General features: G+C 61.3%; 12 protein-coding genes and 1 tRNA gene. 4 read left to right on the top strand and 9 right to left on the bottom strand.

The genetic code is table 11. The annotated features are described in order from the left end of the window. The first annotated feature begins 46 nt into the window (after window positions 1–46). On the top strand, window positions 47–1,114 hold the full coding sequence (locus NKH19_RS15750; RefSeq protein ID WP_352868511.1) for a BMP family ABC transporter substrate-binding protein: 1,068 nt from the start codon (window positions 47–49) through the stop codon (window positions 1,112–1,114). Between the two features lie 47 nt (window positions 1,115–1,161). Here NKH19_RS15750 and NKH19_RS15745 read toward each other — a convergent pair whose 3' ends face one another. From NKH19_RS15745 to NKH19_RS15710, 8 genes are all read right to left on the bottom strand, one after another. Beyond that, the gene (locus tag NKH19_RS15745; RefSeq protein ID WP_352868509.1) at window positions 1,162–2,268 is read right to left on the bottom strand and encodes an acyltransferase family protein; all 1,107 of its coding nucleotides are present in this window, start codon (window positions 2,266–2,268) and stop codon (window positions 1,162–1,164) included. Window positions 2,269–2,377: 109 nt separating this feature from the next. Next, window positions 2,378–3,691, bottom strand: a complete 1,314-nt coding sequence (rimO, locus tag NKH19_RS15740) for a 30S ribosomal protein S12 methylthiotransferase RimO (RefSeq protein WP_352868507.1) — start codon at window positions 3,689–3,691, stop codon at window positions 2,378–2,380. Window positions 3,692–3,831: 140 nt separating this feature from the next. Beyond that, complete coding sequence (locus tag NKH19_RS15735) at window positions 3,832–4,491, bottom strand: TerC family protein (RefSeq protein WP_352868505.1); 660 nt, start codon at window positions 4,489–4,491, stop codon at window positions 3,832–3,834. A 182-nt stretch (window positions 4,492–4,673) separates the two neighbouring features. Continuing rightward, window positions 4,674–5,081 (bottom strand): DUF930 domain-containing protein, encoded by a 408-nt coding sequence (locus NKH19_RS15730; protein WP_352868502.1) that lies wholly within the window; start codon window positions 5,079–5,081, stop codon window positions 4,674–4,676. A 56-nt stretch (window positions 5,082–5,137) separates the two neighbouring features. Continuing rightward, window positions 5,138–5,836 carry a DUF2161 domain-containing phosphodiesterase gene (locus NKH19_RS15725; protein WP_352868499.1) on the bottom strand — a complete coding sequence of 233 codons (699 nt, stop codon included), beginning with the start codon at window positions 5,834–5,836 and terminating at the stop codon, window positions 5,138–5,140. Window positions 5,837–5,916: 80 nt separating this feature from the next. Next, a complete protein-coding gene (locus NKH19_RS15720) occupies window positions 5,917–6,714 on the bottom strand; it encodes a sterol desaturase family protein (protein WP_352868496.1) in 798 nt (265 codons plus the stop codon). 164 nt (window positions 6,715–6,878) lie between these two features. Next, window positions 6,879–6,968, bottom strand: a tRNA-Ser gene (locus tag NKH19_RS15715). Window positions 6,969–7,135: 167 nt separating this feature from the next. Then, complete coding sequence (locus NKH19_RS15710; protein WP_352868495.1) at window positions 7,136–8,638, bottom strand: winged helix-turn-helix domain-containing tetratricopeptide repeat protein; 1,503 nt, start codon at window positions 8,636–8,638, stop codon at window positions 7,136–7,138. A gap of 240 nt (window positions 8,639–8,878) precedes the next feature. Between NKH19_RS15710 and NKH19_RS15705 the strand changes: the two genes are divergently transcribed. Continuing rightward, complete coding sequence (locus tag NKH19_RS15705) at window positions 8,879–9,043, top strand: hypothetical protein (RefSeq protein ID WP_352868493.1); 165 nt, start codon at window positions 8,879–8,881, stop codon at window positions 9,041–9,043. A gap of 515 nt (window positions 9,044–9,558) precedes the next feature. On the opposite strand, the gene NKH19_RS15700 is transcribed toward NKH19_RS15705, so the two are convergent. Continuing rightward, window positions 9,559–9,765, bottom strand: a complete 207-nt coding sequence (locus tag NKH19_RS15700) for a hypothetical protein (protein ID WP_352868490.1) — start codon at window positions 9,763–9,765, stop codon at window positions 9,559–9,561. Window positions 9,766–10,234: 469 nt separating this feature from the next. Here NKH19_RS15700 and NKH19_RS15695 point away from each other — a divergent pair, with 469 nt between their 5' ends. Both NKH19_RS15695 and NKH19_RS15690 read left to right on the top strand, forming a co-directional pair. Continuing rightward, window positions 10,235–11,455 carry a septal ring lytic transglycosylase RlpA family protein gene (locus tag NKH19_RS15695; RefSeq protein ID WP_352868489.1) on the top strand — a complete coding sequence of 407 codons (1,221 nt, stop codon included), beginning with the start codon at window positions 10,235–10,237 and terminating at the stop codon, window positions 11,453–11,455. A 103-nt stretch (window positions 11,456–11,558) separates the two neighbouring features. Then, a complete protein-coding gene (locus NKH19_RS15690; RefSeq protein WP_352868565.1) occupies window positions 11,559–12,725 on the top strand; it encodes a D-alanyl-D-alanine carboxypeptidase family protein in 1,167 nt (388 codons plus the stop codon). Window positions 12,726–12,730 lie beyond the last annotated feature (5 nt).

Here is a 12,730-nt window from a genome sequence, read left to right as displayed (position 1 = left end):
AAAAACAAACGGGAAGCTCCAAGGCTTAACTCAGAGAGGTAACACAATGAAAAAACTGCTTATTGCCCTGATGACCACGACCGCCGCCCTATCGCTGGCGGCGACCGCCGAGGCCGCGGACAAGCTGAAGGCATGCTGGGTCTACACCGGCCCGATCGGCGACTTCGGCTATTCCTACCAGCACGACCAGGGCCGTCTCGAGGTGGAGAAGGCGCTGGGCGACAAGGTCGAGACCGCCTATCTCGAAAACGTCTCCGAAGGCCCCGACGCCGACCGCGCTTTCGAGCGCCTGGCACGCGAAGGCTGCAAGATCATCTTCGGCACCTCCTTCGGCTTCATGGATCCGGAAGTGAAGGTCGCCAAGAAATTCCCCAAGGTGATGTTCGAGCACGCAACCGGCTACAAGACCGGTGACAATCTCGGCATCTACAATGCGCGTTTCTATGAAGGCCGCTATGTGCTCGGCCAGATCGCCGCCAAGCAATCGAAGGCGGGCGTTGCCGGCTACATCGTTTCCTTTCCGATCCCCGAAGTGGTGATGGGCATCAATTCCTTCATGCTCGGCGCGCAGTCGATCAACCCGAACTTCAAGGCCAAGATCGTCTGGGTGAACTCGTGGTTCGACCCGGGCAAGGAAGCCGACGCCGCCAAGGCGCTGTTCGACCAGGGCGCCGACATCATCGTCCAGCACACCGATTCGACCGCTGCCTTGCAGGTGGCGGAGGAGCGCAAGCTGCACGGCTTCGGCCAGTCCTCTGACATGATCAAGTTCGCGCCGCACGCGCAGCTGACCTCGCTCACCGACGAATGGGGTCCGTACTACATCAGCCGCGTCCAGGCAGCCCTCGACGGCACCTGGAAGCCGGACAATGTCTGGCTCGGCATCAAGGACGGCGCGGTCAAGCTCGCCCCCTTCACCAACATGCCCGACGACGTGAAGGCGATGGCCGAAGCCACCGAAAAGAAGATCGCCGACGGCTGGAACCCCTTCACCGGGCCGATCGCCAAGCAGGACGGCACGCCTTGGCTGAAGGACGGCGAAGTCGCCGACGACGGCACGCTGCTCGGCATGAACTTCTATGTGAAGGGTGTCGACGACAAGCTGCCGCAATAAGCGGCGCGAGATATCAAAGTGAGGAGGGCGCCGCGCGGCGCCCTTTTTCATTCGGCGGGCTGTGCCTCGGCAAAGACGCGGCGAAATCGCGCCAGCCCAGTATCAACCGCGCGGCCGAGCCATGTTCTGAGCAGCCGCTGAGCCGGTCGTTCGCATGTGTGCCAGATCGCCCACGAAACAACCAGCATGAGCGCGATGCAGCCGAGGGCGGCAAACCATTTGCCGACCAGGGGTGCCGCGGCGTTGATGGCGAGATAGCCGATGTCCTGATGCAGGAGATAGAGCGGGTAGGTCAGGCCGCCCAGCGCCAGGGTGAGTGCCGACGGCCTGACACGATTGCGCAACAGCAGCGCGCCGATCAAGCCCGCGTGCATGACGACATTGGCGACGACGAGATTTGCCGAAGAAACCGCGATGCCGTAGTGGCCCTGCATCCAGAGCTGCGTCACGGATAGCGTGCCGCAGGAGATCAGGAACGATGCGGCAAGCAGCAGCAAAGCCGGTAGTGAACGGCCGTGTGCATGGATGTGGTGGAGCGCCACGCCGGCGGCGAAGAATGGTCCGAACTCGGTTATGAACAGCAGCCTTGCCGCGCCGCTGCCGAAGAAGAACTCGTTCAAGGCCGAGATGGCCAGCCATATGAAGATCAGCTCCAGCTTGCGTTTCTGGAACAGCCCGGTGAGGAGGGCCAGCGTCACCCAACCGTAGAAAACCAGCTCAAGCACGATCGACCAATAGACGCCGTCCATGAAGGGTTGGCCGAAGGCCGGTGCGAACATCGACAGATTGGCGGCATACTGGCTGAAAGAGGCTGGAAGCAGCGGTGAGCCAGCCAGAAAGACGATCGCGAAGGTGATCGTCATACAGAACAGGAAGCCGGGATAGAGGCGAACGAAACGTGCGATCGCGAACTGGTCCCAGCTGCGATTTTCCGCCGACCAGGCAATGACGAACCCGCTGATCAGAAAGAACAGATTGACGCCGAGATAGCCGTAGAGGGCGAGCGGCGCGGCGAGCGGATAACCCTCGGCGAGAAAGCCTTCGGCGGCCGCGCCGCGGAAGAAATAGTGAAAGAACACAACGGCAAGTGCTGCCGCCAGCCTGAGCAGATCCAGCGTCGCGATGTAGTCTTGCCTGGGAGGTCTGATGTCCATCCGGATTCCCGCATCCACGATCCGGAAACCATAGAGCGGATCGCGGCTGAGCGGGTTAAGCGGCCTGAATTATCGCCAGATGTAGTAAATAGACGGCGTACCGATCCCGTCAGACCGCCGAACCGTAGAGGTCATAGGCATCGGCGCGGTCGATCTTGACGGTGACAATGTCACCTTGACGCAGCGGGCGCCGCGACTGGATGTGGACCGCGCCATCGATCTCGGGCGCGTCGTATTTGGTGCGGCCCTTTGCCGATGTGCCGTGCGCCTCGTCGATCAGCACCGGCAAGCGCTTGCCGACTTTCTTGGCCAGCTGCGTCGCCGAAATCTTCTGCTGGCGCTGCATGAAGCGGTGCCAGCGCGCCTCCTTGATCTCCTGCGGAACCTGGTCGAGACCGAGATCGTTGGAGCGGGCGCCCCGGACCGGCTCGTATTTGAAGCAGCCGGCGCGGTCGATCCTGGCCTCATCGAGCCAGTCGAGCAGCATCTCGAAATCGTCGTCCGTCTCGCCGGGGAAACCGACGATGAAGGTGGAGCGGATGGCGAGATCCGGGCAAATCTCGCGCCAGCCGCGAATGCGCTCGAGGGTCTTTTCGCCATGTGCCGGGCGCCGCATGTTCTTCAGCACTTGGGGGGAGGCGTGCTGGAACGGGATATCGAGATAGGGAAGGATCTTGCCCTCGGCCATCAGCGGGATGACGTCGGCGACATGCGGGTAGGGGTAGACATAGTGCATGCGCACCCAGATGCCGAGCTTGCCCAGTTCCTCGGAAAGGTCGAGGAACTTCGCCCGCACTTCGCGGTCGCCGAACATGCTGGTCTGGTACTTGATGTCGATGCCGTAGGCGCTGGTGTCCTGCGAGATGACCAGGAGTTCCTTGACGCCGGCCTTGGCCAATTTCTCGGCTTCGCGCAGCACATCGGCCGCCGGCCGCGAGACGAGGTCGCCACGCAGCGCGGGAATGATGCAGAAGGTGCAGCGGTTATTGCAGCCTTCGGAAATCTTGAGATAGGCGTAGTGGCGCGGCGTCAGCTTGACGCCTTGCGGCGGCAAGAGATCGATATAGGGGTCGTGCGAAGGCGGTGCGGCCTCATGCACGGCTGCCATCACGCTCTCATAGGCCTGCGGTCCGGTGATCGCCAGAACATTGGGATGCCTCTCGCGAATGACATCCGGCTCGGCGCCGAGGCAGCCGGTAACAATGACCCGGCCATTCTCCGAAAGCGCGGAGCCGATGGCATTGAGCGACTCGTCGCGGGCGGAATCGAGGAAGCCGCAGGTGTTGACGACGACAAGGTCGGCACCGTCATGCTTGCGTGCGATCTCGTAGCCTTCGGCGCGCAGGCGCGTGATGATGCGCTCCGAATCCACAAGGGCCTTCGGGCATCCAAGACTGACAAAACTCACGCGGGGAGCGGACATATAAGGTTTTCCGGGCTTTTCAGGATTGCCGGGCCAGTACCACACTTATTACGGCATTGGTATGGGCACGCCTGCGATGCGGCAAAACGCATGACGATTGCACTGCGAGCTTTCGGTCGAAGACGCGGCGGACAGCCGCCTCAGCTGACCGCGCCGTTTACATGCGGCCAGACTTCCACCGCACCGCGATAGACCATGTCCACCGCGACATAGAGAATGATCAACAGACCGACATAGGCGATCCAGCGGTGGCGCTGCAGCAGTTTTGCGATGAAAGTCGCGGCGAGGCCCATCAGCGCGATCGACAGCACGAGGCCGATGACCAGCACCGGAAAATGATCGCGCGCGGCACCCGCGACCGCCAGCACGTTGTCGAGCGACATCGACACGTCGGCGACGACGATCTGCAAGGCCGCCTGGCCGAGCGTCTTGCGCTTCGCCTTGCCGGCCACCTTTTTGTCGCCGTTGAGATCGGAGTTCGACAGCGCCTCGGTCGCTTCCAGCTCATCGGCATGCGACGTGCGCAGCTCGCGGTACATCTTCCAGCAGACCCACAGCAGCAAGATGCCGCCGGCCAGCAGCAGGCCGACGATCGCCAGCAGCTTGACGGTGACCGCGGCAAAACCGATGCGCAGCACCGTTGCCGCCAGCACGCCGATGAGGATCGCCTTCTTGCGTTGTTCGGCCGGCAGGCCGGCAGCGGCAAGACCGATGACGATCGCATTGTCGCCGGCCAGCACGAGGTCGATGGCGATGACCTGGAGCAGGGCGGTCAGACTGGCAGCGCTGAAAATGTCCATCGACCGGAAGCCCTTGCTGATTTGCCGAGTGGTCCTCGATTATCCAGAGGGCCTAACTTGGTGGTCCCTTGGCGTCAAGGGACCGCTCGTGGCGACATCACCGCAGCACCGTTACGTCAAATCTGGATCAGAGGCCCTGCGGCGCTCATCGACAGCAGGGCAAAACCATGGCCGATCGAAGATCAATCGTAGAGATTATACTTTGCCCAATCGGCTTCCGGAATCTCGTCGCCGATCCGGTAGCGGAACTGCAAAACTTCCATATGGTCGGGCGCCGTCTGGCACTTGAATTTCAGCCGGTACCATTGCCCCTTGCTGCGAAACGCAGCGCCCGGGCTTTTGATTGCATCAGCGCCCATCTCTGGCGTCGCGAAGGCGTAGGCGACGACGCGATCGGCCTTGAACTTGCGATCGTCGTGAGTGATCCGGTCGAGCACTTCGGCGTCACAACGCTGTTCAAGGCGGGTTTGGGGATCGAGTTTCATCAGGCCGGCGCGCAATGCACTGTCCATTGCGCTGGCTGGAAAACTCAGTGTCACAGACGCCAAGGCGGTCATGCAGAGCTTCTTCATGGGCGGGACAAGCACCATATTTTGTCGGAGAAATCAACCAAGGGGACCGCCTCGGACCCCGCAGGCATCATCAATCAAATGGTCGATACGTTCAAAATTGCGTGTCGGGATTCATCGTGCGATGCCTGCGGCCAACGGACCAGCGAAGCACGGCCGGCATCCGTGAGATCGTAGAGGCCTCGGTCGACACGCGCGAACCATCCATAGACATTGTGCTGCAGGATTTTCGGCGCGATCGGCGTCACCGCCTTCAGATCGCGCGGCCGCCTGGGTCCGTCCACCATCGCGGCGGCGCAGGCGAGGGCGCTTTGCCGATAGGCCGTCATGATCGGATTGCGCGATCCTCCTCCCGCAACAGGATCGCCGCGCCGGCGCTGGTGCTCGTCGACCAGGCGGGAGCGCCGGCGCGCATTCTTGCGCGGCGCCAGTGCGATCGGGCTGAGAAGCACCTCGACCCGGTCGGTCGCGGTCACGCCAAGCAGGCCGAAGCCAAGGCGGCGGCAGAGATTGCGAAACCGTGCATCGCTTTCGCGGCCCTTGCCCCGGGCCGACATGCGCGCGGCCAGCCAAACCTCGTCGCAGGCCGCGGCGCGATCGACACCTTGCAGCACCAGTTCGAGATTGAACTGCAGCTTCAGTTCGCAGATGACGACGACGGGCGGCTCACCTTCGCGCAGCGCGACGATGTCGCAGCCGCCGATCTCGCCTTTGACGACGAAGTCGAGGCTTTCGAGGAACCGCTTCACCGGCGCATAGAGTGAGGTCTCGTTCATGCTTCGAAGGTTTAGCCGATTCGACGCGAAAAGCCTCCCGCGGGCGCGGCCTCTTACGGCACGCCCGAAACCCGTCGATGTCAGGCTTCGGTGCTCGGCGCGGCTCGATTCAATGGCTTCCCGCGGGGCAGGAGCGGATAGGCGATCTGACCGAAGTAGGTGGAGGGGATCGGATCGTCGACGCCGTACTTCTCCGGCACCTTGTCAGCGGTGATATTGTAGGTACCGAACATGACATCGAGGAAAGGCAACTGCCCGGCGAAGTTCTTGTCGTAGGCTTCGCGCTGGTTGGCATGGTGCCAGCGATGGAACTGCGGGCTGGCGATCAGCCATTTCAAAGGGCCGAACGGAATCCGCACGTTTGAATGAACAAGCAGCGTGTGCCCGAGGTAAATGATCGAAAAGACAGCGATCGAGGCTTCGGAGAAGCCAAGGAAAAAGATCGGCGTCAGCGATATTGCCTTCGTGACGATGGCGTCGACAGGATGATTGTGGAAAGCCCCGAGCCAGTCCAGTTCCTCGATACCGTGGTGGATCGCATGAAACTTCCAAAGCGCGGGGATTTTATGGAAGGCCCGATGCGCCCAATAGACGCCGATGTCGGAGATCAGGATGATTTCCGCAACCTGCAGCCAGACGGGCTGACCGCTGACGGCTTGCGTTATCGATTGCGGGACCAAAATTGCAGCGGCGCCGAGGGCACCGGCCGCCATGATGGCGATGGCCACCTTTATGATGAAGCCGTTGAACAGCAGATAGATCAGATCGACAGCCAGACCCTTGCGGAAAATCTTCTGCGGCCGCTCGGCAAACAGATGTTCGAACGGAATGAAGATCAGCCCGCAGATCAACAGTGCCTTGATACCAAGGATATCCATTCATTCGCCCCGGCGCGCAGTCTGCGCCTCCGAAAAGAACCACATTTCCCCTTTCCAAAGGCTAAAGGTTCTGCTTTCGCACAGACGCCGCCAGCATGAATCGTGAATAGGGCGCCAGGACAGAAACTATCAAACTATTGATTTTATTAAATTTTCTTCGGGTTTGGCGGAGGAAGTGGGATTCGAACCCACGGTGAGCTTGCACCCACGCCGGTTTTCAAGACCGGTGCCTTAAACCGCTCGGCCATTCCTCCAAGGCTTGATTTCGTTAGCTTTTCTGGCTTTCCAGTGGCCTCCAATCTGACCGCTGCTACCATTTTGCTACCGAATGGCCTTTTGCGCCTTCGCCTTTACCGCGCGCTGGATCACGGCGTCAACCTGCTCCGCGGCATCGGCCTGCATTCCTGGCACGAAGGTGCGTTCACGCGGGAAGACCGGCCTTTCTGAAACCTGACGTGAAAAGCTCGAGGGCGACTTGATCGGCGAACGGGAGACCTGAAATCAACCGGACAGTCAGGTCGTGTTTCCTCGTCAGTGCTTCCTCGACTTCAGCGCGCGCCTTCTGCGTCTCGCCCAAATGTGCGTACGCCGCCGCGAGGAAGGCATGAATGAAGAATTGGTCACCGGCTTTCTTATACGAACCGACGGCTTCCGAGTACCTTCCAAGCAGGAAGAGGGAGCTGCCCTTCACCTCCCAGAACCATATCGGAGGTAACGGGTCGCGCAGGAGCGCAGTTTCGAGCACGTTCAGCGCCGTCTCTGCCCGACCGCCATAGTTGAGCCAGCTTGCGTAGTCCCCCGCTATGTTCACGTCTAGCGGGTTCAATGAGCTCGCTAGCTCGAAATGCACTCCCGCGTCGCTGTGCTGCCGCATGTGCGTAAGCACCAGCCCCATGCTCTGGTGACAGACGCCATCGCTCCTATCGAGAGCAAGCGCCGTTCGTGCCGAGTCCCAGGCCTTCTGTAGCGTCCGCGGATCGTTGTCGTACCAAAATCTGCCGACGAGGGCCTGCGCGAGGAAGGCGTGGCCTTGAGCGAACGTTGAATCGAGTTCGACACACCGGACGAATAGGGGCTCGGACTTGTCCAATTCATATCGGTAGAAGTGCGCGCGCCCCTGCAGGTAGTAGTCATATGCATCCCAATCGGCCGGAGGTTTGCGGCTGGTCCGGCTCGCCGAATCGGCCTCCGCCTGGCCTTCGACTATCGAGGCGATAAGAGCCGCAACCTCGTCTTGCAATGCGAAGATATCGTCGAGGGCCCGGTCGTACCGTTGGGCCCACAGGTGGGTGCCGGTGGCGGCGTCAATCAACTGTGTGGTGATCCGAATGCGATCACCGAGCTTTCGTATGCTGCCTTCGACGAGGTAGCGAACTCCGAGTTTGCGATGGACTTCGGCCATGTCCAATGCCGGATGGCGAAACTGAAAAGATGAATTGCGCGCGATGACGAGGAGGGAGCGGAACCTGGCCAGCTCCGTAATTATGTCCTCGGTTATGCCGTCGCTGAGATACTGCTGGTCCTGATCGCCGCTCAAGTTGGCAAAAGGCAGCACCGCAATCGACGGCTTGCCGGACAGTGGTATAGGTCTGGGGGATGCGCTCGCCACCGGCTCGACAGTCCCGGTGAAGCGGTAGCCAACGCGAGGCACCGTGGCGATCCACTCGCCGCCGTTGTCAGCTGGACCGAGTGCCTTTCTTAGCGTCGCTATTTGGACGGTAAGGTTGCCTTCCTCAACGGCGGTACCCGGCCAGGCAGCGTCCATCAGCTCGGCCTTGGTCAGGATTTCACCGGGCCGTGCCGTAAGCGCAGCAAGCAGCGTCAGCCCACGATGTCCAATAGCGATCGGGATCTGCTCTTTAAGGAGCGTCCCGATGTCGGCATCGAGTACGAACGGACCAAAAGCGATGCGAGTCCCCTGCATGTCGGCATATTAGACGTTTCGGAAGTTTTCGGCACCGCTTAAATCCCGGCCGAGCACAATCGCGACTGGAAGCTGACATTCGATCGGACCAAATCGCCTTGACGGAACATTAGCGATCTCTAACTGTTGTGGTTGCGGCAGGCGATGCTCACCCCATCGCCGCTGATCGGGATACGCACCGCCCCGATCGGCCCGCGCCTCCGCAAGTGGCGCGGGCCTCGGGCCCTGGGGAGGGATAGGATGACGGATATCCCGGCGACAACCTACGTCGTGAGCGTATTCGAGAAGCCGCATTGGCGGACCATACTGACCACCAAGGACAAGACCAAAGCCCTGGCGATGGCCAAAGAGATCGGCGACAAGGTGCGGGTTGAAGAAATTACGCCGAAGCCGAAGAAGCGTTAGGGCCGGCCCGTTAGGCGATGCAAGAGGAAGCCCGAAACCCCAGCCGATGAAAAACCCGCCACGAGAGCGACCCGCGGCGGGCTTTTGGAGTGGCTACATCCCTAAGGAATCGACCGCTTGTAGTTGTATTGTGAACCGCGTGATCGCGTTAGCCTATGGTGTGATCGCGGAAGCGGAGCCCGAGCACCGGTGCGGTTAGTGACCCGTAATGGGTCAATCAATTTGGCACTGGAATTGCGTTGAGACGATTGTGGGTAGGGGAAGGGCCTGTCGCTTCGCAAATGAGGCGGCGGGCCTTCACTTAAGCGGTCTCGTCGATATGGCGCATACGTGCCGACCATATCGCGTGCATGAAACGCCAGACCGCGCCGGCCACGGATAAACGCAAGCCGGCTCCCCGAAGGGAGCGGCTTGACGACTTCAGCAAGAGGAGAATGGCCGGCAACCTACTCGGGTTGCAGAGTTTCCCGAAGGCGCCGGCCCAGCGAATCGACCCGAGTCGTGATCGCGGAAGGCTAGCGCGCCGATTGTTTCTTGGCGTGTGCGGCGACCGCACAGAGGAAAGCCAATGCGGCGGCATCGCAGGCCGTCCGAGATGGGCCTTTGGCGAAAAGAACGGCGTCCGCGGCTCGTATAGTTAAGCCATGTTTTTTGGCGAAAGAGGTGACTTCGTAAGGCTGATTGTCTTCAGATAGATGGCCGAGGCCGAAATCGTAATTCATGCGACTACATCCTCCCAGTTCGGTACCTTTTCCCTCCTCGCCCTGAGGCAAAATTAACAGCCGGCGTGTCGCGCGAGTCTAGCAACTAGGGATTGTGTAAAACGATATAACTCCGAACCGACTGCATTTTGTTGTCGTCGATAATGCCGGCCTCGCCGTCGGGCCAGGAGGTGGTCACTTTGGGCGACTTCCGCAACCTGGCGCCGGTGCCTTCGCCATTCGTTATGTCGACATTGTGGGCTGCGTAGGCAGCGAGGCAAAGGCCGTGACCTTTCACGGTGCTCGGCACGGTGATGGCGTCACAATCTTGCCCGGTTCCGGCCACAATCGGTTAATATCGTGATAAACAATTCCTGCGCACAAAGGACCGGGGTTCAAGGCGTCGTCGGTATTTGTCGAGTGAGTGTTTTGGCTCCTCTGATGCTTGAACGCGGCGTCTTAGGTCGAGACTGAAGGGGACATCAGGAAAATGCAGGCTGTGACGCACCCGCGTCTTCGTCGCGCTGCCACGGTCGCGTTGTTTGCCATGTCGGCCGCCTTGCTGGCGGCTTGCGCGTCGCAGCCTGAGTCCAAAGCGATGGTCTACAAGAAGACCCGCTCCAAGGAATATTTCTCCGAATCCGAATATGGCGTGAAGGCAAGCCCGCGTGTGTTCTCCCAGAACGGGCGCATGCAACGCGGCGGCGGCAGGGATCAGCTCGGCAAGCCCTACCAGGTCCGCGGCAAATGGTATTACCCGAAGGAAGACAAGCGCTACGCCAAGGTCGGCCTGGCCTCCTGGTATGGCGATGCCTTCCATGGCCGGCTTACCGCCAATGGCGAAGTCTACGACATGACCCACCTGACGGCGGCGCATCCGACCATGCCGCTACCAAGCTACGCCCGCGTCACCAATCTCAAGACCGGCAGTTCGGTCATCGTTCGCGTCAACGATCGCGGCCCGTATCACGAAGGGCGCATCATCGATGTGTCGGAGCGCGCCGCCCAGATGCTTGATTATGCCAATATTGGCACCGCTCAAGTGAAGGTCGAGTATGTCGGCCGTGCACCGCTCGACGGCGATGACGACCAGTATCTGATGGCCTCCTATCACCCCGGCAACAGGGCGCCGGATCCGTCGGACGGACTGCCGAGCGGCGTCATGGTGGCCATGAACGGGCCGTCGCCAAGCCTGTCTGCCGGCACTGCCGCCGTGCCGTTTCCGGGTCAGTTGACCGATTCCGGCCAGCCGGTCATGTCGGCGCGGTCACCGGCCTTTGGCGATCTGGCGCTGCCCGATTTCGGACCGATCGTGCCGGAGCGCCCGGAGATCAGCCTGCCGCGGCAATCACCGTTTGCGGTGGCCTCGCTGTCCTACGCGGACGAGCGGGTGGAACGCGCCTCCAATGCCTTCGCCGCGCTGGGTGGCGAGGGCATGTCGCCGGCCGACGTCCTTCAATCATGGAAGCGACAGCCGCCAGGTTCGGCTACCGACTACGTCGCTGCCGGCTCGTTCGAGGATGCAGCGCAGGCCAGGCGCATTGCCGCTCAGCTTGCCGCATTCGGCAAGATCGAGATCCAGCGCTCGGAACTCGATGGCGAGGACTGGTATTCGGTCAATCTCTATCCCGATGGCCAACGCAATCTGGACGATTTGCTGCAGGCAGCATGGTCGCATGGCGCGCCGGATGCGCTGGCTGTGCGCAACTGAGCGCAAGCCAGGCCGGATTTCCGCTGCGCGGTTGATCCGCCGCGCAAAAAGCCTGATAGTTTTCGCGGGCTTGCCGGCCGTGCCGGCCAATGGGTCGAACATCATGCAATTGCGCTTGCTCCAGCCTCTCGCCGGGCTTCTGGTTTTTGGCCTGCTGCTGTTTTCCCAGGCTCCAGCCCGTGCGCAGCTGTTCGAGACCAAGGCTACGCAGGTCTTCATGATCGATGCCGAGACCGGGACGGTGCTGTTTTCGAAGGATGCCGACAAGCCGATACCGCCGGCTTCGTTGGCCAAGCTGATGACCATGGAAGTGGTGTTCAACGCCATCAAGTCCGGCCGCCTGAAGCTCGACGATACGTTCGTGGTCAGCGAAAACGCCTGGCGCAAGGGTGGCGCGCCTTCGGGGACATCGACGATGTTTGCCAAGCTCAAGTCGGCGATCCGGCTCGAGGACCTGATTCAGGGCGTGATCGTGCAGGCGGCCAATGATGGCTGCATCGTCATCGCCGAAGGCATGTCCGGGTCCGAGGACAATTTTGCCGCGCAGATGACCGAACGCGCCCGCCAGATCGGCCTCAAGACATCGACTTTCGTCAATTCGACCGGCCTGCCGGCGGATGGCCAGCAGACGACTGTGCGTGAACTGGCGCAGCTGGCCGTGCACCTGTGGCGCGACTATCCGGATTTCTATCGCTACTACGGCCAGAAGGATTTCACCTGGAACAAGATCTCACAGAGGAACCGCAATCCGCTGCTGGCGATGGATATCGGCGCCGATGGCCTGGCGGTTGGTGCGAGCGAGGCGTCTGGCTTCGGCATCGTCGGTTCAGTCAGCCATAATGGCACGCGGGTGATCGCGGCGATGAGCGGCCTGGCCTCCGACAAGGAGCGCGCCGAGGAGGCGCGAAAGCTGCTCGACTGGTCCGTTCGCTCCTTCGAGAAGACCGAAATCTTCGCCAAGGACGAAGTGGTTGGAGAAGCCCAGGTTTTCGGCGGCGCGAAATCCGGGGTGGCGCTGAAGGCCAAGGGCCCGATCGACATCTTCCTGCCGATCACCAACCGCGACAAGCTGACGGCCAGGATCGTCTACAACGGCCCGGTCGCGGCGCCGGTGGAGGAGGGGCAGCCGGTGGGCGCGCTGCGTGTCTGGATCGGCGATACGCTGAGCCAGGAGACACCACTTTTCGCCGCCGAGTCGATCGGCGTCGGCACACTGCCGCAGCGCGCGCTCGACGCTGTCAAGGAACTGGCGGTCGGCTGGCTGCGCTAATACAT

Origin of the sequence: Mesorhizobium sp. M1338, assembly GCF_040318045.1 — a bacterium.
Classification (GTDB): domain Bacteria; phylum Pseudomonadota; class Alphaproteobacteria; order Rhizobiales; family Rhizobiaceae; genus Mesorhizobium.
Note: the sequence above shows the minus strand (reverse complement) of the source record. Positions and strands in the feature narration are given on the sequence as shown.

Excerpts from the sequence above, each read along its gene's own strand:
- NKH19_RS15695 (WP_352868489.1), top strand. The coding sequence starts at position 10,235 with ATGCAGGCTGTGACGCACCCGCGTCTTCGTCGCGCTGCCACGGTCGCG.
- NKH19_RS15690 (WP_352868565.1), top strand. The coding sequence starts at position 11,559 with ATGCAATTGCGCTTGCTCCAGCCTCTCGCCGGGCTTCTGGTTTTTGGC.
- rimO (WP_352868507.1), bottom strand. The coding sequence starts at position 3,691 with ATGTCCGCTCCCCGCGTGAGTTTTGTCAGTCTTGGATGCCCGAAGGCC.
- NKH19_RS15735 (WP_352868505.1), bottom strand. The coding sequence starts at position 4,491 with ATGGACATTTTCAGCGCTGCCAGTCTGACCGCCCTGCTCCAGGTCATC.
- NKH19_RS15750 (WP_352868511.1), top strand. The coding sequence starts at position 47 with ATGAAAAAACTGCTTATTGCCCTGATGACCACGACCGCCGCCCTATCG.
- NKH19_RS15725 (WP_352868499.1), bottom strand. The coding sequence starts at position 5,836 with ATGAACGAGACCTCACTCTATGCGCCGGTGAAGCGGTTCCTCGAAAGC.
- NKH19_RS15710 (WP_352868495.1), bottom strand. The coding sequence starts at position 8,638 with ATGCAGGGGACTCGCATCGCTTTTGGTCCGTTCGTACTCGATGCCGAC.
- NKH19_RS15705 (WP_352868493.1), top strand. The coding sequence starts at position 8,879 with ATGACGGATATCCCGGCGACAACCTACGTCGTGAGCGTATTCGAGAAG.
- NKH19_RS15720 (WP_352868496.1), bottom strand. The coding sequence starts at position 6,714 with ATGGATATCCTTGGTATCAAGGCACTGTTGATCTGCGGGCTGATCTTC.
- NKH19_RS15730 (WP_352868502.1), bottom strand. The coding sequence starts at position 5,081 with ATGGTGCTTGTCCCGCCCATGAAGAAGCTCTGCATGACCGCCTTGGCG.
- NKH19_RS15745 (WP_352868509.1), bottom strand. The coding sequence starts at position 2,268 with ATGGACATCAGACCTCCCAGGCAAGACTACATCGCGACGCTGGATCTG.
- NKH19_RS15700 (WP_352868490.1), bottom strand. The coding sequence starts at position 9,765 with ATGAATTACGATTTCGGCCTCGGCCATCTATCTGAAGACAATCAGCCT.